Genomic DNA, 19,076 nt, shown 5'->3' with positions numbered 1-19,076 from the left:
ACGGCGCCCCGTACGGCGTCCCGGTCCGACCCGCCCCGGCTGCTACCGTCACCGTGCACACGCGGGTACGACGTAAACGCTAAACGCTTGTACGACATACGGAAGCGAAAGGGGCGCGCACGGTGTCTAGGGGCAGCTCGGGAATCGTGGCCGGGCTCACTGCGGCCGCGCTCGTCGCGGTCGGTGTCCTGGCCTATCAGGCATCGGCGAACGTCCCCGCCAACCTCGCGGCGCCCCGCCCGAAGGCGTCCGCCACCGCCACCGAGCACGCCGAGCCGAAGGAGAAGAAGCCGCGGCCGACCGCGCTCCCCGCGGGCTCCGGCACCGGGCAGCGGGTCGTGTACGCGCTGGCCGACCGGCGGGTGTGGCTCGTGGGCGCCTCCGGGAAGGCCGAGCGGACCTTCGAGGTCATGCCCAGTGCGCTGAGCCCGCTGCCCGGGACCTACCGGGTGAGCACGCGCTCGGGCGCCCCGACCAAGGGCTCGGACGGCGTGATGATCGAGCACGTGGTGCGGTTCGCGGTGGTGGACAACGCGTCCGTGGGGTTCAGCGCGGCGGTGGACGGCTCGCTGGAGAGCCCGGACCCCACGCTGAAGACGGGCGGCGTGCGGATGTCCCGGGCCGACGGCGACGCCATGTGGGAGTTCGCGATGGTGGGCACGAAGGTGGTCGTCGTCCGCTAGGGCGTACAGGGCGAGATCCTGTCCGGCCCCAAAGGAGGCCCGGGGCCGGCTCGTCGGACCGGGGCCCGGTCAGCTCGCCCGGCGTTCGGGGGCGGGTTCGGGGCGGGGCACGGCGGCGATGGGGGTGACGGGGGCCTTGGCCTCCGACCGGGGCGGCGTGGAGACCGCCGTGGCCGCGGCACAGGCCGCCAGCAGGTCTCTCATCGATGTCGGCGGCGGCACTTCACGTTCGGCGGACGTCGTCATGGATGCCTCCCGGGGCTCCGGTGGAAGGCGTGGTTAGGCACGCCTAACCCGCTCTCGCCATCCATGTGACCACGCCCGCACCGCCCGGCGCAACAATTTGCCGACACGGCGTCGGAAAGAGTGACGTGTCGCGGCCCCGTTCCCCGTCCCCGGGGCCGCCCCGGCGTCCGGGAGCCGCTCAGAACTCGCGCAGCCCCGCCCAGCGCGCGCCGATGCCGACCAGCGTCACCTCGCGCCGTTCGTCGTCCGTGTCGCCGACCGCGCGGTCGATCACCACCTGGAGCCGGTCGTCCGACAGTTCCTCGACCTTGCCGTCGCCCCACTCCACGACCACCACCGACTCCGGCAGCGACACGTCTAGGTCCAGGTCCTCCATCTCGTCGAGCCCGCCGCCCAGGCGGTACGCGTCGACGTGGACCAGCGCCGGGCCGCCGGTCAGCGACGGATGGACGCGGGCGATCACGAAGGTGGGCGAGGTGACCGCGCCGCGCACGCCGAGGCCCTCGCCGAGCCCCCGGGTCAGCGTCGTCTTCCCGGCGCCGAGCTCACCGGTGAGCATCACGAGGTCGCCGGGCCGCAGGATTCCGGCGATCCGGCGCCCCAGGGCCTGCATCTGTTCGGGGGACTCGACGGCGAGACTCACGGTGACGCCGTCCGGCGCGGCGTTCCCGACGGCCCCGGCCGCCGGGCTGTTGTGCGGTGCTTCCATGCCCGCCAACGTTAGAGGATCCGGCAGCGGCGGCGCGGCGGGCGGAACGACCCGTCCGCCGGATCCGCGGCGCGCCGTTCCCCGGATCCGCCGCCTCGTCGCCGGGCCCGCCGCGCGACCGCAGCCCCGCTACGCCCCCGCCGACACCGCGCCGACGCGGGCCAGCAGGTCCGCCAGCCGGTCCGTGACCGTCTCCGGGTGCTCCAGCATCACCAGATGGCCGGCGTCCGGGACGATCACCAGCTCCGCGTCCGGGAGCTGGTCCGCGATGGCCTCGCTGTGCGAACTGGGCGTCACCAGGTCCTTGTCGCCCGCCAGGATCAGCACCGGGACGTCCCGGAAGGCGGGCAGCGCGGCGCTCTTGTCGTGCTCGGTGAAGGCCGGGTAGAACTCGGCGACCACGTCGATCGGGGTGGACTCGATGAGCCGCTCGGCGAACCGTTCCACCGACGGATCGACGTCCCGCGAACCGAACGAGTACCGCTTGATCAGCCCGGCGAAGAGATCGGCGGTCGCCCGCCTGCCCCGCTCCACCAGTTCGGCCTGGGAGCCGAGCGCCCTGAGCACCCCGGGCAGCACCCGCCGCACCGCGTTCACGCCCGCGACCGGCAGCCCGAAGCTGACCTCTCCCAGCTTCCCGCTCGACGTGCCGACGAGGGCGACGGCCGCGACCCGGTCCCGGATCAGCCGGGGGTACTGGTCGGCCAGCGCCATCATCGTCATGCCGCCCATCGAGTGCCCGACGAGCACCAGCCGCCCCTCCGGGGCCGCCGCCTCGATCACGGCCATCAGGTCGCGGCCGAGCTGGTCGATGCCGACCGACACCCCCTGCGTCTGGGCCCGGCCCCGTTCGGAGCGGCCGTGGCTGCGCTGGTCCCAGTGGACGGTGCGGACCAGGCCGCGCAGCGCCGCCCGCTGGAAGTGCCAGGAGTCCTGGCTGAGGCAGTAGCCATGGCTGAAGACGACGGTGACGGGCGCGGGGGCCTTGCGGCCGAAAAGCCTGCGGCGGCGGGTGCCGGCGCCCGCGGTCTCGCCACCGCCGCCCGGGGCGGCCCCCGCGCCGCCGTCCGGTTCGACCTCGTCGACCTCGTAGTACAGCTCGGTGCCGTCGTCGGCGGTGGCCCGGCCCGGCATCCCGCGCAGCGAGCCGTACGGGCCCGTGGCGTCCAGCGCCAGCCTGGCCCTGCGGCGCATGCCCCGGCCGACGGTGAGCCGTTCGACCGCGACACCGGCCGCCGCGCCCGCCGCGAGCACGCCTATGGCCGCTCCGGCGATGCCCGCCCGGCGCCAGCCGGCCGCCGCAGCGGCCGTCGTCACCGCGTCCCCCGCCCCGATCTCGCTCACCGTGCCGCGCTCCTCGTCGGTCGTATCCGTCAGGTCAGAACCGGCCCGTTCCGGCCGTGATCAGATCGTGCCTGGTCAGGGGCGCACGATCGGTCAGGACTCGGCCGGGGTCGCGTTCAGGTGCACACGCGGCACGCGGGTGCCGATCCGGGTCACGATCTCGTACGCGATGGTGTCCGCGGCCCGCGCCCAGTCCTCGGCGGTGGGCTCGCCCCGGTCCCCCGGGCCGAAGAGCACCGCCTCGCTGCCCACCCCGACCTCGTCCCCGTCCAGGTCGACGACGAACTGGTCCATGGCGACCCGGCCCGCGATCCGCCGGACGGCACCGCCGACGAGGACCGGGGCGCGGCCGGAGGCGTGGCGCGGGACGCCGTCCGCGTAGCCGACCGGCACCAGGCCCAGGGTGGTCTCGGCGGAGGTGGTGTAGTGGTGGCCGTAGCTGATCCCGTGACCGGCCGGAACCCGCTTGACCAGGGCGATCGAGGCGGCGAGCGTCATGACGGGGCGCAGCCCGAAGTCGGCCGGGGTGCCCAGTTCGGGGCTGGGCGAGATGCCGTACATCGCGATCCCGGTCCGCACCAGGTCGAAGTGCGCCTCGGGGAGCGTCAGCGTCGCCGGGGAGTTGGCCATGTGGCGCACCTCTGGGTCGACGCCCGCCTTCTCCGCGTGCGCCACCATGTCCCGGAACGCGGTCAGCTGGGCGGCGATGGAGGGGTGGCCGGGCTCGTCGGCGCAGGCGAAGTGGGACCACAGGCCGGTGATCCGGACGGTGCCCGCCTCCTCGGCGGCGCGGGCGGCGGCGACCAGTTCGGGCCAGTCGGCGGGCTGGCAGCCGTTGCGTCCGAGGCCGGTGTCGGCCTTGAGCTGGACCCGGGCCGCGATGCCCGCCGCCGTGGCCGCGGCGACGACCTCGCGCAGGGCCCACATCCCGCTCACCGACACGTCGATGTCGGCCTCGATCGCCTCGCGCCAGGGACCGCCCGGCGTCCACAGCCAGCACATCACCCGACCGCCGAGCCCGGCGGCGCGCAGGGCGAGCGCCTCCTGCGGCGTGGCGGTGCCCAGCCAGGTCGCCCCGGCCTCCAGCGCGGCGCGGGCGCAGGGCACCGCCCCGTGCCCGTACGCGTCGGACTTGACGACGGCCATGAGGTGCGCGCCCGCCGCCCGTGCGCGCAGTTCGCGCACATTGGCACGCAATGCGGCGAGGTCGATCTCGGCACGGGCTCTCAAGGACGCTGTCTCGTTCATCGCGCCCAGTCTCTCAGAGGCGTACGGCGGGGTACCGGGGCGGCGGGCCGGGAAGGACGGCCGGGCGTCCCGCACCGGGGGCCGCGGCGGGCGGGGAAGGACGGCCGGGCGGCATGCGCCGGCCCCGGCCCGGGGGCCGCCGCACGCGCGCGGGCGGGCGCCTCAGTGGTGGTGCAGTTCGTGCTCCAGGTGGTCGACGATGACCGGGACGTGGCTGTGCGGCACGTCCTTGACCGCTGTGACCAGGGTCACCGGACCGCCCTCCCGGACCAGTTCGACCAGCTCCCGGACGGCCGCCGTGTGGACGGGGTCGGCCAGTTCGGTGCGGTAGCGGTCGACGAACTCGTCGTAGCGGGTGGCGGTGCGGTTCTCGTGGTACCAGTCGCGGAGCTCCTTGGACGGGGTGATGTCCCTGAGCCACCTGTCGATCGCGGCCCGCTCCCTGGACTCGCCGCGCGGCCAGAGCCGGTCGACCAGGACGCGGGTGCCGTCCTCGTCCTCCTTCGGCTCGTACACCCGGCGTACGCGCACCTCGTCGTTGCTGCCCATGGCCGTCCCTCCTGCCTCCTGCCGGTGTCCGCCTGCGCCCAGGATCGCTCAGGCCCGTACGTCCCGCCACGCCGCCGGGATCGCCTCCGCGACGTCCTGCGCGGCGACGGGGGCGCCGTCCGCGACCAGCCGGGCGGCGAGGCCGTGCAGATGGGCGCCCACCGACGCGGCGTCGCGCGGGGCCAGGCCCGCGGCCAGCAGGGAGCCGGTCAGGCCGGAGAGGACGTCGCCGCTGCCGGCCGTGGCCAGCCAGGCGGTACCGGTCGGATTGACCCGCACCGGGGCGTCCCCGGTACCGGTGGCCACCAGGGTCGTGGAGCCCTTGAGCAGGACCGTGGCGCGGTAGCGGGCGGCCAGTTCCCGTACGGCGGCGAGCCGGCCCGCCTCGACCTCCGCGCGCGCCACGCCCAGCAGCGCGGCGGCCTCCCCGGCGTGCGGGGTGAGGACGGTCGGCGCGGTGCGGGCGCGCACGGCACCGGCGTCGAGCAGTCGCAGTCCGTCCGCGTCGACGAGCACCGGCACCTCGGCGGCCAGCACGTCGCCCACCGCCCCGGCGGCCTGCGCGTCGCCGCCGAGGCCGGGCCCCACGACCCACGCCTGCACCCGCCCCGCCCTCGACGGCGGCCCCGCGTGCACCAGCGTCTCCGGGTGGCGCGCGATCACCGCGTCGGTGCCCGGCCCGACGTACCGCACGGCCCCCGCACCGCCCCGCAGCGCCCCGGAGACGGCCAGCACCGCCGCCCCGGGGTAGCGGGCGGACCCGGCGACGACGCCGACGACCCCGCGCCGGTACTTGTCGCTCCCGCCGTCGGGGACCGGCAGCAGCGCGGCGACGTCCGCGTACTGGAGCACCTCCAGGTCGGGCACCCGGGGCAGCTCCGGCCCGAGCCCGATGTCCACGAGGTGCAGCGCGCCCGCGTGCCCGGCGGCCGGGTCGACGAGCAGGCCCGGCTTGTAGGTGCCGAAGGTGACGGTCGCGTCGGCGCGCACCGCGTCGCCGAGCACCTCGCCCGTGTCGGCCTCGACCCCGCTGGGCAGGTCCACGGCGACGAGGGGCGCGCCGGTCGCCGCGAAGGCCCGCACGAGCGCGGCGGCCCCCGGGCGCAGCCCGCCGCGTCCGCCGATGCCGGTGATGCCGTCCACGACGAGGTCGACGTGCCCGCCCCAGGCACCCGCCACCACGTCCTCCGCCGCCGCGAAAGCCCCTTCCGCCGTCTCCCCCGGCCCGCCCGCCACCCGTCCGCCGGCCGCGAGCAGCGCCGCGAGGCCGCCCCCGTGGGCGCGGCCCGGCGCGGTGAGCACGACGCGCACGCCCGCGCCCCGGCGGGCCAGCCGGGCGCCCGCGTACAGCGCGTCGCCCCCGTTGTCGCCGCTGCCCACCAGGAGGACGACCCGGGCCCCGTACACCCGGCCCCGCCTGCGCAGCACATCGGTGCAGGCCGCCGCGAGCCCGGCGGCGGCGCGCTGCATCAGGGCGCCCTCGGGGAGCCGGGCCATCAGGGCCCGCTCGGCGGCCCGTACGGTCTCGACGCGGTATGCAGTACGCATGTGCTCAACCCTCCGCGATCACCACGGCCGACGCCACTCCCGCGTCGTGGCTGAGCGAGATGTGCCAGTGCCGCACGCCCAGCTCGGCCGCGCGGGCGGCGACCGTCCCGCGCACCCGCAGCCGGGGCTGCCCGCTGTTCTCGACGTACACCTCGGCGTCCGTCCAGAGCAGGCCGCCCGGCGCCCCGAGCGCCTTCGCCAGGGCCTCCTTCGCGGCGAACCGGGCGGCGAGCGAGGCGATGCCCCGCCGCTCGCCGCCGGGCAGCAGCAACTCGCTCTCGACGAAGAGCCGTTCGGCCATCTGCGGCGTGCGCCGCAGCGCCGTGTCGAACCGTTCGATCTCGGCCACGTCGATCCCGACCCCGATGATCACGGGCGTCCCCTCATCCCTAACTACTCCACGGTCACGGACTTCGCCAGATTGCGCGGCTGGTCCACGTCGTTGCCGCGGGCCCGTGCCAGTTCGCAGGCGAAGACCTGCAACGGCACGGTCGACACCAGCGGCTGAAGCAGCGTAGGCGCAACGGGAATCCGGATCAGGTGGTCGGCGTACGGGACGACCGCCTCGTCGCCCTCCTCGGCAATGACGACGGTGCGGGCGCCGCGGGCCCGGATCTCCTGGATGTTCGACACGATCTTGTCGTGCAGCACCGACCGGCCGCGCGGCGGGGGCGCCACCACGACGACCGGCAGCCCCTCCTCTACGAGCGCGATCGGCCCGTGCTTGAGCTCGCCCGCCGCGAAGCCCTCGGCGTGCATGTACGCGAGTTCCTTGAGCTTCAACGCGCCTTCCAGGGCCACGGGATAGCCGACGTGGCGGCCGAGGAAGAGCACCGTGTCGTGGGCGGCGAGGGAGCGGGCGAGTTCGCGTACCGGCTCCATGGTCTCCAGGACCCGTTCGACCGCCCCGGAGATCTCGGAGAGCTGGCGGACGACGGTGCGGATCTCGTCGCCCCACTTCGTGCCGCGGACCTGTCCGAGGTACAGGGCGACGAGGTAACAGGCGACCAGCTGGGTGAGGAAGGCCTTGGTGGAGGCGACGGCGACCTCGGGTCCGGCGTGCGTGTAGAGCACGGCGTCGGACTCCCGGGGGATCGTGGAGCCGTTGGTGTTGCAGATGGCGAGGACCTTCGCGCCCTGTTCGCGGGCGTGCCGCACGGCCATCAGGGTGTCCATCGTCTCGCCGGACTGGGAGATCGCGACGACGAGGGTGCGGTGGTCGAGGATCGGGTCGCGGTAGCGGAACTCGCTGGCCAGCTCGGTCTCGCAGGGGACGCGGGTCCAGTGCTCGATGGCGTACTTGGCGATCATCCCGGCGTGGAACGCGGTGCCGCAGGCGACGACGACGACCTTGTCGACCTCCCGCAGCTCGTGCGGCGGGATGCGCACCTCGTCGAGGCGGAGCGAGCCCTCGCCGTCGATCCGTCCGAGCAGGGTGTCGGCGACGGCCCTCGGCTGCTCGGCGATCTCCTTGAGCATGAAGGAGTCGTGGCCGCCCTTCTCGGCGGCGGAGACGTCCCAGTCCACGTGGTACTTGCGGACCTCGGCGGGGCGCCCGTCGAAGTCGGTGACGGCGGCGCCCTCCCGGTGCAGCTCCACCACCTGGTCCTGGCCCAGCTCGATCGCGGAGCGGGTGTGCGCGATGAACGCGGCCACGTCGGAGGCCAGGAACGACTCGCCCTCCCCCACCCCCACCACGAGCGGCGAGTTGCGCCGGGCGCCGACGACCACCTCGGGCGCGTCGGCGTACACGGCCACGAGGGTGAACGCGCCCTCCAGCCGGCGGCAGACCTGGCGCATCGCCTCCGCCGGGTCCGCGCAGGAGGAGAACGCCTCGGCGAGCAGATGGGCGACGACCTCGGTGTCGGTCTCGGAGGCCAGGTCGTGGCCGCGGCCGGCGAGTTCGGCGCGCAGGGCGGCGAAGTTCTCGATGATCCCGTTGTGGACGACGGCGACGCGTCCCGCGTTGTCCAGGTGCGGGTGGGCGTTGGCGTCGGTGGGCGCGCCGTGGGTGGCCCAGCGGGTGTGTCCGATGCCGGTGGTCCCGGCCGGGAGCGGCGCCTCGGCCAGCGCCTTCTCCAGGTTGACGAGCTTTCCGGCCCGCTTCGTCGCGGCCAGGCCGCCGTCCGCGAGGACGGCGATGCCCGCCGAGTCGTAGCCCCGGTATTCGAGGCGCTTGAGACCCGCCACGACGACGTCCTGCGCCGACTGCCCACCGACGTAACCGACGATTCCACACATACCGTTCCCTTCATGCCCATTCGCGGTCAACTCCCCCTCTCCTCCGCATCGTGGCAGAAGGAGAACGGGGCGGCAGGGAGGACGGCGCGGGCCCGGGACGGCGTTCGGAGCGGGGCGGGGGCGGCGGACGGCGGGCCCCGCCGTCGGCGGCCGGTGGCCCCGGGTGCATCATTGCGTCGCCGACGGCCGTCATGGATGCCCGCCGGCCGAGCACCAGGGGGTGGGAGCGCATGTCCGGCACCGAAGAACCGGCGGCACCGTCGGGACGTCCGCCGCAGGGCCCCGGGCCCGTCCCGCCTCCCTTCCACCCGCCCTTCCCCGTCCCGCCGCCTCCACCGCGGCTGCGGATGCCGATCTGGGGCGGCATCCTGCTGGGGCTGTCCATCGGGGCGGTCCTCGTGGTCCTCGTTCCCGTGGGCCTGGTCGTCCTGCTCTTCGGCCTGCGCGCCCTGAACGTCCCCCCGGAGCCGGACGGCCCCCCGCTCGCGCTGACCGCGAGCGAACTGACGGGCACCTGGCAGGACGACCGCGGCGGGATACTCGTCCTCGCCGCGGACGGCACCTTCAGCACCACGGAGGCCTGCGGCGACTACGTGGACTTCGGCGACGACACCCGTTCCGGGTTCGACTTCCCGTCCAGGATGAGCGGAACCGGGACGTGGGAGTCCGACGACGGCTCGTACCAGGACGGCGCGACCGGGGTCACCCTCGACTTCACCACCGAATTCGCCGCCGAGGACATCAGCGGCTTCCTGGAGGCCAGGGGCCGCAGCGAATCCCCCGTCCTGTGGACCTACATCGGCGACCCCGACAGCGGCGACCTCTGCGTGCTCAAAAAGGTGGACTGAGCGGGCGGCCCCGCCGCACACGGGGCACGGCAACGGCCCGCCGCACACGGGGCGCGGCGTCCGCCCCCGCCGTACCCCACGTGACCGAGCCCACCCCCCACCGCGTCGGAACTCCCGCGACAATGAACCCGTGATCACTTCGCCGCCACGGAGCACCCACCGACGCGCCGAGCCCGCGGCGACGCCGTACGTCGATCTGTCCCGCGCCGAATGGAGCGCCCTGCGCGACAAGACGCCGTTGCCGCTGAGCGCCGACGAGGTCGAGCGGCTGCGCGGTCTCGGGGACGTCATCGACCTGGACGAGGTCCGGGACGTCTACCTGCCGCTCTCCCGCCTCCTCAACCTCTACGTCCAGGCCACCTCGGGCCTGCGCGGCGCGCTGAACACCTTCCTCGGGGACGCGGGCAACGGCCACGGCGAGCAGCGCGGCACCCCGTTCGTCATAGGCGTCGCGGGCAGCGTCGCGGTCGGCAAGTCCACCACCGCCCGCATCCTCCAGGCGCTGCTGGCCCGTTGGCCCGAGCACCCGCGCGTCGAGCTGGTGACCACGGACGGCTTCCTGCTGCCGATGAAGGAGCTCCGGGCCCGCGGGCTGGTGTCGCGCAAGGGGTTCCCCGAGTCGTACGACCGGCGGGCCCTGACCCGTTTCGTCGCCGACATCAAGGCCGGCAAGGACGAGGTGACGGCGCCCGTCTACTCGCACCTGATCTACGACATCGTGCCGGGCGAACGGCTCACCGTGCGCCGCCCCGACATCCTGATCGTCGAGGGGCTGAACGTGCTCCAGCCCGCGCTGCCCGGCAAGGACGGCCGGACCAGGGTCGGACTCGCCGACTACTTCGACTTCAGCGTGTACGTGGACGCGCGCACCGAGGACATCGAGACCTGGTACCTCAACCGCTTCCGCAAGCTGCGCGACACCGCGTTCCAGGACCCGTCCTCGTACTTCCGCAAGTACACCCAGGTCTCCGAGGAGGAGGCCATGGAGTACGCGGCGACGATGTGGCGGACCATCAACAAGCCGAACCTGGTGGAGAACGTCGCGCCCACCCGGGGCCGTGCCACCCTGGTGCTGCGCAAGGGCCCGGACCACAAGGTCCAGCGGCTGTCCCTGCGCAAGCTCTGATCCTCCGCTCCCCCTCTTCCCGCCTTCCTCGTCCCGGGAGTGCCCACGTGCTGCATCTGCGCCTGATCGTCCCCGCCGACCGCACGGACGAGGTGCTCCGGCTGGTGGAGAACACCGTCGGCACGACCCATCTCGTGGTGCTGGCCGGGGCCGCCCGCGCCCCGGCGGGCGACCTGGTCCTGTGCGACGTGGCCCGCGAGGCGGGTGACGGGCTGATCTCCGCGCTGCGCGGACTGGGCATCGACGAGTCCGGTTCGATCACCGTCGAGAACACGGACCTGACGCTCTCCGCGCACGCCGACCGGGCCGAGGAGGCCGCGCCGGGCGAGGGCGCGGACGCGGTGCTGTGGGAGGAGCTGACGGAGGCGACCCACGAGGAGTCGACGTTCAGCGTCACGTACGTGGCGTTCCTCGCGCTCGCGACGATGCTCGCCGCCTGCGGTGTGATGCTCGACAACGCGATCCTGATCGTGGGCGCGATGGCGGTCGGCCCGGAGTTCGGCCCGCTGGCCGGGATCTCCACGGCCCTGGTGCAGCGCGTGCCCCGGCCGGCGCTGCGGTCCCTGTACGCGCTGATCGGCGGCTTCGCCGTCGCGATGGTGCTGACGGCCGGGTTCGCCTGGCTGATGGACTCCTTCGGGCTGTTCGACCGCTCGATGATCGAGGCCGAGCGCCCCAACACGGCGTTCATCTGGAAACCGGACGCGATGTCGTTCGTGGTGGCGTTCCTGGCCGGGAGCGCCGGGACCCTCTCGCTCACCTCGGCGAAGTCCGGGGCACTGATCGGGGTCGCCATCTCGGTGACGACGGTGCCGGCCGCGGCCAACGCGGCGGTGGCGTTCAGCTACCGCGACTACGGCCAGATGTGGGGCTCCACGGCCCAGCTGCTGGCCAACCTCGGCGGGATCGTGGTCGCGGGCGCCCTGACGCTGCTGGTCCAGCGGGCCCTGTGGGCGGCGCACCACCGCCGGACGGGGCCGCCGCCGCAGGACCCGTCCGACGACCGGAACCGAAGGACCGGCGACCGGGACCAGAAACGCGGCGGGAAGCCCGGCGGCCTGGTCTGAAGAGCCGGAAGGGGCCGTCCCGTGATCCCCCTGGCGGTCGGGGATCACGGGACGGCCCCCGAGTCGTGTCGGCGGCCCGGCTCCCTTATCCGAGCGCGGACTTCACCACGTCGGCCAGCCGCTCGGCGATGGCCCGCGCCTGCTCGATGTCGGCGGCCTCGACCATGACCCGGACCAGCGGCTCGGTACCCGACTGGCGCAGCAGCACACGTCCGGTGGAGCCCAGCTCGCGCTCGGCCTCGGCGACGGCCTCGGCGATCTCCTGGGAGGTGCCGACCCGGGACTTGTCCACGTCGGGGACGTTGATCAGCAGCTGCGGCAGCCGCTGCATGACCCCCGCCAGGTCGGCGAGCGTACGGCCGGTGGCGGCGACCCGGGCCGCCAGCAGCAGGCCGGTCAGCGTGCCGTCGCCGGTCGTGGCGTGGTCCAGGACGATGACGTGGCCGGACTGCTCGCCGCCCAGTGCGTAGCCCTCGGCCTTCATCGACTCCAGCACGTAGCGGTCGCCGACGGCGGTCTGGACGAGCCGGATGCCCTCCCGCTCCATCGCGATCTTGAAGCCGAGATTGGACATGACCGTGCCGACCACGGTGTCCTTGCGCAGCTGCCCGGCCTCGCGCATGGCGAGGGCGAGGACGGACAGGATCTGGTCGCCGTCGACCTCCTCGCCGGAGGCGTCCACCGCCAGGCAGCGGTCGGCGTCGCCGTCGTGCGCGATGCCGAAGTCGGCGCCGTGCTCGACGACGGCGGCCTTCAGCGGCTCCAGATGGGTGGAACCGCAGCCGTCGTTGATGTTCAGGCCGGTCGGGTCGGCACCGATCGTGATCACCTCGGCGCCGGCCCGCGCGAATGCCTCGGGCGAGACGCGGGCGGCCGCGCCGTGCGCCTCGTCGAGCACCACCTTCAGCCCGTCGAGCCGGTTCGGCAGGACCGCGACGAGGTGGGCCACGTACCGGTCGAAGCCCTCCGTGTACTCGGTGACGCGCCCCACGCCGGCCCCGGTCGGGCGCTCCCACGGCTCACCGGTGCGGTGCTGCTCGTAGAGCGACTCGATCCGGTCCTCCAGCTCGTCGGAGAGCTTGTGACCGCCCCGGGCGATGAACTTGACACCGTTGTCCGGCATGGAGTTGTGGCTCGCCGAGAGCATCACGCCGAGGTCGGCCCCCAGCGCGCCGGTGAGGTACGCCACCGCGGGGGTGGGCAGCACGCCGACGCGCAGGACGTCCACGCCCGCGCTGGCGAGACCGGCCACGATCGCGGCCTCCAGGAATTCCCCGGAGGCCCGCGGGTCACGGCCCACCACGGCCGTCGGCCGGGCGCCGTCGGCGGCGCTCCCCTCGGTGAGCACGTGCGCCGCGGCCACCGAGAGACCGAGCGCCAGCTCGGCCGTCAGATCCGCATTGGCGACACCGCGCACGCCGTCCGTACCGAAGAGTCGTCCCACTGGTGTCCTCCGAAGATGCTCCGAAACCGCAAACCAAACCGACCAAAGCAATGCAACACAACGACACAATGCGCACAACACCGCGCATCAAATGCCGAGCAACGCAACGCCACGCAAACAAGCCTATGAACGTCTTATGCCGTTATACGCCCGGGGGTGTCGATAAACGAACGCCCCGGCAGCACGAGGTGTGCCGCCGGGGCGTGCGTGTAAAGCAGGTGAGCAGGCGGTTTAGCGCTTGCTGTACTGCGGGGCCTTACGGGCCTTCTTGAGACCGGCCTTCTTGCGCTCGACCGCACGGTCGTCGCGGGAGAGGAAGCCGGCCTTCTTCAGCGTGGGACGGTTGTTGTCCACGTCGGCCTCGTTCAGCGCACGGGCCACACCGAGGCGCAGGGCACCGGCCTGACCCGAGACGCCGCCACCCGAGATGCGGGCGATGACGTCGTAGCGGTTGTCGAGCTCGAGCACCTTGAAGGGCTCGTTGACTTCCTGCTGGTGCACCTTGTTGGGGAAGTAGTCCTCAAGGGTGCGACCGTTGATCTTCCACTTGCCGGTGCCCGGAACGATCCGGACGCGGGCGATGGCGTTCTTCCGACGGCCAAGGCCGGCGGCGGGCTGCGGGTCGCCGAAGCGGGACGCCAGCGACTCGCTGGTGTACTCGCCCTCGACGGGAACCTCGGACTCGAAGGTGGTGACCTCGGCGAAGACCTCTTCGCCCTCGGTGCCCTCGACGGGGTTCTCAACAGTGGTCTCGGCCACGATTCTCCTCAGATCTTTCTTTTGGTCTTAGGGGGAGGCCGGAACTACTGCGCGACCTGGGTGATCTCGAACGGGACCGGCTGCTGAGCAGCGTGCGGGTGCTGGTCGCCCGCGTAGACCTTGAGCTTCGAGAGCATCTGACGGCCCAGGCTGTTCTTGGGGATCATGCCCTTGATGGCCTTCTCGACGGCCTTCTCGGGGCTCTTGGCGAGCAGCTCGTCGTAACGGACGGAGCGGAGACCACCCGGGAACCCGGAGTGGCGGTACGCCATCTTCTGGGTCTTCTTGTTGCCGGACAGGTGAACCTTGTCGGCGTTGATGATGATGACGAAGTCGCCCATGTCCATGTGGGGGGCGTAGATCGCCTTGTGCTTACCGCGGAGAAGGTTCGCAGCCGTGGTGGCCAGACGGCCCAGGACGATGTCCTGAGCGTCGATGATGTGCCACTGGCGAGTGACATCGCCGGGCTTGGGGCTGTACGTACGCACTTCGTAGCCTTCGCTTCTTCAGTGGATGGGGTCCATACACACGACACCTCTGAAGCGATCATGCAGCTGGGGCTCACAGTGCCGGGAACGCTCCCGTATGCGAGCCACTGGTAACTGCTCCAGAGAACTTACGCAAGGGCTCCCGGTGCGAGAACACGTAGCCCATATGCATAACAGCAGTCGACATTACCCGCCCCGCCCCGGGCGGGTCAAAACGCGTCGTCCGGGGCGGGGGAGCCCTACCGCGCCCGCTCCACCCTGCGCTCGTCCCACACCGGCTCCCTCGTCTCGCGCACGACCCCGTCGGAGCCGAAGACCAGGTAGCGGTCGAAGGACTTCGCGAACCACCGGTCGTGCGTGACGGCCAGCACCGTCCCCTCGTACGCCTCCAGCCCGTCCTGGAGGGCCTCGGCCGACTCCAGGTCCAGGTTGTCCGTGGGCTCGTCGAGCAGCAGGGCGGTCGTGCCGGCCAGCTCCAGGAGCAGGATCTGGAAGCGGGCCTGCTGGCCCCCGGACAGCTTCTCGAAGGGCTGGTCGCCCTGGCGCTCCAGCTCGTAGCGGCGCAGCACGGACATCGCGCCGCCGCGGTCCTTCGCGTGCTCCTTCCACAGGATCTCGACGAGCGTGTGCCCCAGCAGTTCCGGGTGGGCGTGGGTCTGCGCGAAGTGTCCGGGCACGACCCGCGCACCGAGCTTCCACTGCCCCGTGTGCGCCACCGGCTCGCCCGCCAGCAGCCGCAGGAAGTGCGACTTGCCGGAGCCGTTCGAGCCGAGGACGGCGACCCGTTCCCCGTAGAAGACCTCCAGGTCGAACGGCTTCATCAGCCCGGTCAGCTCAAGGTTCTCGCAGGTCACCGCCCGCACCCCGGTCCGGCCGCCGCGCAGCCGCATGGTGATGTCCTGCTCGCGCGGCGGCTCCGGCGGCGGGCCCGCGTCCTCGAACTTCTTGAAGCGGGTCTGCATCGCCCGGTAGCGGGACGCCATGTCGGGGCTGATCGCCGCCTGCTGCCGGAGCCGGTGGACCAGCGCCTTCAGCCGGGCGTGCTCCTCCTCCCAGCGCCGCAGCAACTCCTCGAACCGGGCGAACCGGTCCCTGCGGGCCTGGTGGTACGTGTCGAAGCCCGCGCCGTGCACCCACACGTCGCTGCCCGCCGGGCTGGGCTCCACACTGACGATCTTCTCGGCGGCGCGGGCCAGCAGCTCGCGGTCGTGGGAGACGAAGAGGACCGTCTTGCGGGTCTCCTTCAGCTTCTCCTCCAGCCACCGCTTGCCGGGCACGTCGAGGTAGTTGTCCGGCTCGTCGAGCAGCAGCACCTCGTCGGGCCCGCGCAGCAGCGCCTCCAGCACCAGCCGTTTCTGCTCGCCGCCGGACAGGGTGCGCACCTCGCGCCACTGCGCCTTCTCGTACGGGACGCCGAGCGCGGCCGTGGTGCACATGTCCCAGACGGTCTCGGCCTCGTACCCGCGGGCCTCCGCCCAGTCGCTCAGGGCCTGCGCGTACTTCATCTGCGCGGCCTCGTCGTCGACGGTGAGGATCAGTTCCTCGGCCCGGTCCACCGCCAGGGCCGCTTCCCGGATGCGGGGCTGGGACACCGAGACCAGCAGGTCCCGGACCGTGCGTTCGTCCCGCACCGAGCCCACGAACTGCGGCATCACCCCGAGCCCGCCGCTCACCGAGACGGTGCCGCCGTGCGGCTGGAGCTCCCCGGCGAGCAGCTTCAGCAGGGTCGTCTTCCCGGCGCCGTTGGCCCCCACGAGGGCGACCACCGCCCCGTCCGCCACCCGGAACGAGGCGTCGCCGAGCAGCACCCGCCCGTCCGGTAGGTAGTACTCCAGGTGGCCCGCTTCGAGATGTCCCATGCACAGCATTGTCACGGTCCGCGAACCCCGGCCCAACCGGTTTACGTTCCGTCCGCCGCCGCTCACCGCCCTGGCCTGGGGCACATTAGGATGCGCCGCATGAGCTTTGGGCATGGGGGGCCCTCCTGGGGGCCCGGGGACACACAGACTCCCGACTGGGCGGCGCTGGCCGATGCGTCGGCCGCACGCAACCGGCGCAAGAAGTGGCTGCTGATCGGCGGCGGGGTGCTCGCCACCGCGGCGGTCGGCGCCGCCGTGGCCGCGGCGGTCATCTCGACCGACGAGAACAACCGCCCCACCGGCTCCGGCAAGCACGCGAGCGAACTGCCCGCGCCGTCCGACCTGCCGAACGAGACCGCCGAGCCCGAACCGTCCTTCTCCTCGGTGGCACCGCCGCCCCCGCCGAACCCGAAGGACTACATATCCAGCGCGAAGAAGGACCGGGCGCCGATCACCGCCGACGCCTTCTTCCCCGGCAAGAAGCTGACGATGGGCAGCCGCGTCTACGTCAAGGGCGCGACCCAGCAGACGAAGAACTGCGCCTCCACCACCAAGGGCGCGCTCGGCTCGATCCTCGTGAACAACGGCTGCCGACAGGTGATCCGGGCGACGTACAGCAAGGACGGCGTCGCCGTCACCATCGGCGTCGCGGTCTTCGAGACGGAGGCACGGGCCAGGAAGGCGGCCCGGCAGGCGACCGGCAGCATCGCCACCCTGAGCGGCGCGGGAGTGCCCGCCTTCTGCCCGGCCGGCTCCGTCTGCCGCCGCACCGCCAACTCCTACGGCCGTTACGCCTACTTCGGCATCAGCGGGTTCACCAGCGGCAAGAGCGTCACCACCGCCGACAAGAACGTCTACACCACCGGCGACGACCTGACGAACTTCACGTTCCGTCAGATCCACCACCGCGGCGAGCTCCAGGCATCGGCGGCGGCGACCGCGGCCACCGGCTGACGCGGCCGGGGACCCACGTGCGCCTCCCGTTCCTCCTCACCCTCCCGCGCGTACTGCGCCACAGCGCCGCCGTCGGCGCCGACCTGCCGCCGGACGAGGCGGTCGTCGTCGACGCGCCGGACCCCGCGCTGCGCGCCGCCCTGACCTCGGCCGCCCAGGGAGACCACGGCCCCGCCCGCACCCTGCTCGCCGCGACCCGCGAGCACGCCCAGTGGGAGCTGAGGGACGGCTACGTCTCCCGCCTCGCCACGGCCGCCCTGCACAACCCCGGCTGGCTGGACGCCTGGCAGGAGGAGCTCCCCGACGACCCGGACGCGGCCCTGGTCGGCGCGGCCCTGCGGGTCGAGCGGGCGTGGGAGATCCGTACCGCGGAGCGCGCCGAGCAGGTCTCGCGCGACCAGTTCCGGGCCTTCTTCGCCCTCCTGGAGGACGCCGCCCCGGTGATCGGCAGGGCGGCGGAGCTCAACCCCGCCGACCCCGTGCCGTGGCGCATCGCCCTGACCCACGCGGTGGGCAGCCAGGCCCCCCGCCCGGTCTTCGACGACTACTGGGACCGGGCCCTGGCCCGCGATCCGCACCACTACGGGTGCCACGCCGCCGCCCTGCAGTACCTGTGCGCGAAGTGGCACGGCTCGCACGAGGAGATGTTCGGCTTCGCCGAGAGCGCCGCCGACACGGCCCCGCCCGGTTCGAAGCTGCACGCGCTGCCGCTGTTCGCGGCACTGGAGTACGCGGTCCTGTCCTCCGGCCCCCCGGACGACGGCCCCGATCCGTACGCGCCCCGCGTCGACGCGGCTCTCGCCCGCGCCCTGGACCTCTCGGCCGCGTACGGGCCGGGCAGCCCGGAGGCGGCCGGCTTCCGCAACTGCCTCGTCCTGATGCTGCTGCGTGCGGAGCGCTGGGAGGAAGCGCTCGACACCTTCCGCTCCATCGGCGCCCGCGCGACCAAGTACCCCTGGGCGTACTTCGGCGACGACCCGCGCCAGGAGTTCCTGGACACCCGCTCGGGCGTCCGGGTCCATCTGGCGGCACAGACCCCGTTCTTCGGTCGCCCCGCGCCCTCCCGCCTCTCCCCCGGCCCCGCCCCCGACCCCGCCTGGGGACCGGGGACGCCCTGCGCGGTCGCGATAGCGGCGGCCCGCCCGGCGGACGTGGCACAGGCGGCCCTGGTGTGCGGCGTCTCGCTCCGCACCGCCCCGGCGACCGCCACGCACACCTATGTCGAGGCCGTCGCGGACGCCCGGCCCGCCAAGCGCTCGCTCCTGTCCACGGAGGACCCGCTGACCACGGCGGCCGACAACTTCACCACCGGTGAGAAGTGGCCCACGCTGGTGCTGCGCCGCACGCCCGAGCGCTGCGGGCTCACCCTGTTCCTCAAGGGCCGCCCCCTGGCCACCCACGAGTGGGACTCCGCGGTCCCGGCCCCCGACCACACCGCGGTCACCGCCACGGCCGAGGCCCTGTCCCGCGCCTTCGCCCTCGACGACCCCCGCCCGCTGACGCACATACTGCGCTCCACCGGCAACCCGCCCCGCCACCAGGCGGACCTGCTGGCCGCCCTGTCCCTGCCCCCGCTCCCGCCGGGCTTCGGCGACCGCCCCGAGATCCTCGGCACCCTCCCCGGCGCCCGGGTCCTCGCCCGCCGCGGTCTGCTGGCCGGGGTGCGCTCCACGCTGACCACGCCGGACGGCGCCCACCCGGCTGCCCCGGGCGCCCCCGAACCGCACGGGGCGGGCTGGTGGCTGCTGCGCGTGCTGGGCCTGCTGCTGTTCACGACCGCCGCCGTGCTCGGCTGGTCGCCCCCGGACGTCCGCCCGGTCCGCGGCACGGCGGCCGCGCTGGTGGCCCTGTACCTGGCGGCCCGGCTGGTGCGGGCCTGGCGGAGACGGAGGACCCACGGCGCAGCCGTCGTCGCCCCGGAACGACCGGAGTGACCCGCCGCCCCGGGGCACCCGCCGCGGCA

18 protein-coding genes are annotated in these 19,076 nt (G+C 73.4%); 6 read left to right on the top strand and 12 right to left on the bottom strand.

Annotated elements, in window-relative coordinates; all coding sequences use genetic code 11:
• Positions 1-122: 122 nt before the first annotated feature.
• Complete coding sequence (locus ACWCXX_RS04420) at positions 123-683, top strand: hypothetical protein (protein ID WP_451124119.1); 561 nt, start codon at positions 123-125, stop codon at positions 681-683.
• Positions 684-752: 69 nt separating this feature from the next.
• On the opposite strand, the gene ACWCXX_RS04415 is transcribed toward ACWCXX_RS04420, so the two are convergent.
• The 8 genes from ACWCXX_RS04415 to glmS all read right to left on the bottom strand — a co-directional run bounded on the left by ACWCXX_RS04415 (position 753) and on the right by glmS (position 8,568).
• Complete coding sequence (locus ACWCXX_RS04415) at positions 753-929, bottom strand: hypothetical protein (protein WP_451124117.1); 177 nt, start codon at positions 927-929, stop codon at positions 753-755.
• A 178-nt stretch (positions 930-1,107) separates the two neighbouring features.
• Positions 1,108-1,638: a tRNA (adenosine(37)-N6)-threonylcarbamoyltransferase complex ATPase subunit type 1 TsaE gene (gene tsaE / locus ACWCXX_RS04410; RefSeq protein ID WP_451124115.1), complete on the bottom strand. Its 531-nt coding sequence runs from the start codon at positions 1,636-1,638 to the stop codon at positions 1,108-1,110.
• Between the two features lie 129 nt (positions 1,639-1,767).
• On the bottom strand, positions 1,768-2,982 hold the full coding sequence (locus tag ACWCXX_RS04405) for an alpha/beta fold hydrolase (protein WP_451124113.1): 1,215 nt from the start codon (positions 2,980-2,982) through the stop codon (positions 1,768-1,770).
• Between the two features lie 93 nt (positions 2,983-3,075).
• Positions 3,076-4,230, bottom strand: coding sequence for an alanine racemase (gene alr / locus ACWCXX_RS04400; protein ID WP_451124111.1), 1,155 nt, complete (start codon positions 4,228-4,230; stop codon positions 3,076-3,078).
• Between the two features lie 162 nt (positions 4,231-4,392).
• A complete protein-coding gene (locus ACWCXX_RS04395; RefSeq protein WP_451124109.1) occupies positions 4,393-4,779 on the bottom strand; it encodes a DUF488 domain-containing protein in 387 nt (128 codons plus the stop codon).
• 48 nt (positions 4,780-4,827) lie between these two features.
• Complete coding sequence (locus ACWCXX_RS04390; RefSeq protein WP_451124107.1) at positions 4,828-6,327, bottom strand: NAD(P)H-hydrate dehydratase; 1,500 nt, start codon at positions 6,325-6,327, stop codon at positions 4,828-4,830.
• 4 nt (positions 6,328-6,331) lie between these two features.
• Entirely contained in the window at positions 6,332-6,700 is a 369-nt protein-coding gene (locus ACWCXX_RS04385) for a holo-ACP synthase (protein ID WP_451124105.1), read from the bottom strand.
• 20 nt (positions 6,701-6,720) lie between these two features.
• Complete coding sequence (gene glmS / locus ACWCXX_RS04380; protein ID WP_451124103.1) at positions 6,721-8,568, bottom strand: glutamine--fructose-6-phosphate transaminase (isomerizing); 1,848 nt, start codon at positions 8,566-8,568, stop codon at positions 6,721-6,723.
• Positions 8,569-8,915: 347 nt separating this feature from the next.
• Here glmS and ACWCXX_RS04375 point away from each other — a divergent pair, with 347 nt between their 5' ends.
• The 3 genes from ACWCXX_RS04375 (at position 8,916) to ACWCXX_RS04365 (ending at position 11,609) form a co-directional block, all read left to right on the top strand.
• The gene (locus ACWCXX_RS04375; RefSeq protein ID WP_451124101.1) at positions 8,916-9,416 is read left to right on the top strand and encodes a hypothetical protein; all 501 of its coding nucleotides are present in this window, start codon (positions 8,916-8,918) and stop codon (positions 9,414-9,416) included.
• Positions 9,417-9,546: 130 nt separating this feature from the next.
• Positions 9,547-10,542 (top strand): type I pantothenate kinase, encoded by a 996-nt coding sequence (gene coaA, locus ACWCXX_RS04370; protein ID WP_451124099.1) that lies wholly within the window; start codon positions 9,547-9,549, stop codon positions 10,540-10,542.
• A 47-nt stretch (positions 10,543-10,589) separates the two neighbouring features.
• Complete coding sequence (locus ACWCXX_RS04365) at positions 10,590-11,609, top strand: DUF389 domain-containing protein (protein WP_451124098.1); 1,020 nt, start codon at positions 10,590-10,592, stop codon at positions 11,607-11,609.
• Positions 11,610-11,694: 85 nt separating this feature from the next.
• Here the strand turns inward: ACWCXX_RS04365 and glmM are convergent, their stop codons facing one another.
• The 4 genes from glmM to ACWCXX_RS04345 form a co-directional block, all read right to left on the bottom strand.
• Complete coding sequence (glmM, locus tag ACWCXX_RS04360; RefSeq protein ID WP_451124096.1) at positions 11,695-13,053, bottom strand: phosphoglucosamine mutase; 1,359 nt, start codon at positions 13,051-13,053, stop codon at positions 11,695-11,697.
• 231 nt (positions 13,054-13,284) lie between these two features.
• Positions 13,285-13,812, bottom strand: coding sequence for a 30S ribosomal protein S9 (gene rpsI / locus ACWCXX_RS04355; protein ID WP_072486701.1), 528 nt, complete (start codon positions 13,810-13,812; stop codon positions 13,285-13,287).
• Between the two features lie 44 nt (positions 13,813-13,856).
• Positions 13,857-14,300, bottom strand: coding sequence for a 50S ribosomal protein L13 (gene rplM / locus ACWCXX_RS04350; protein WP_148838718.1), 444 nt, complete (start codon positions 14,298-14,300; stop codon positions 13,857-13,859).
• Positions 14,301-14,539: 239 nt separating this feature from the next.
• Positions 14,540-16,168: an ABC-F family ATP-binding cassette domain-containing protein gene (locus ACWCXX_RS04345; protein WP_451124376.1), complete on the bottom strand. Its 1,629-nt coding sequence runs from the start codon at positions 16,166-16,168 to the stop codon at positions 14,540-14,542.
• Positions 16,169-16,258: 90 nt separating this feature from the next.
• Between ACWCXX_RS04345 and ACWCXX_RS04340 the strand changes: the two genes are divergently transcribed.
• The gene (locus ACWCXX_RS04340; protein WP_451124094.1) at positions 16,259-17,113 is read left to right on the top strand and encodes a hypothetical protein; all 855 of its coding nucleotides are present in this window, start codon (positions 16,259-16,261) and stop codon (positions 17,111-17,113) included.
• Positions 17,114-17,130: 17 nt separating this feature from the next.
• Positions 17,131-19,047 carry a hypothetical protein gene (locus tag ACWCXX_RS04335; protein ID WP_451124092.1) on the top strand — a complete coding sequence of 639 codons (1,917 nt, stop codon included), beginning with the start codon at positions 17,131-17,133 and terminating at the stop codon, positions 19,045-19,047.
• The last annotated feature ends 29 nt before the right edge of the window (positions 19,048-19,076 follow it).

The organism is Streptomyces sp. NPDC001732 (assembly GCF_053596315.1).
The sequence above is the reverse complement of the archived record's forward strand: the minus strand, read 5'-3'. Positions and strand labels throughout refer to the sequence as shown.

Excerpts from the sequence above, each read along its gene's own strand:
- ACWCXX_RS04415 (WP_451124117.1), bottom strand. The coding sequence starts at position 929 with ATGACGACGTCCGCCGAACGTGAAGTGCCGCCGCCGACATCGATGAGA.
- tsaE (WP_451124115.1), bottom strand. The coding sequence starts at position 1,638 with ATGGAAGCACCGCACAACAGCCCGGCGGCCGGGGCCGTCGGGAACGCC.
- alr (WP_451124111.1), bottom strand. The coding sequence starts at position 4,230 with ATGAACGAGACAGCGTCCTTGAGAGCCCGTGCCGAGATCGACCTCGCC.
- ACWCXX_RS04395 (WP_451124109.1), bottom strand. The coding sequence starts at position 4,779 with ATGGGCAGCAACGACGAGGTGCGCGTACGCCGGGTGTACGAGCCGAAG.
- ACWCXX_RS04390 (WP_451124107.1), bottom strand. The coding sequence starts at position 6,327 with ATGCGTACTGCATACCGCGTCGAGACCGTACGGGCCGCCGAGCGGGCC.
- glmS (WP_451124103.1), bottom strand. The coding sequence starts at position 8,568 with ATGTGTGGAATCGTCGGTTACGTCGGTGGGCAGTCGGCGCAGGACGTC.
- ACWCXX_RS04375 (WP_451124101.1), top strand. The coding sequence starts at position 8,916 with ATGCCGATCTGGGGCGGCATCCTGCTGGGGCTGTCCATCGGGGCGGTC.
- ACWCXX_RS04345 (WP_451124376.1), bottom strand. The coding sequence starts at position 16,168 with ATGCTGTGCATGGGACATCTCGAAGCGGGCCACCTGGAGTACTACCTA.
- ACWCXX_RS04340 (WP_451124094.1), top strand. The coding sequence starts at position 16,259 with ATGAGCTTTGGGCATGGGGGGCCCTCCTGGGGGCCCGGGGACACACAG.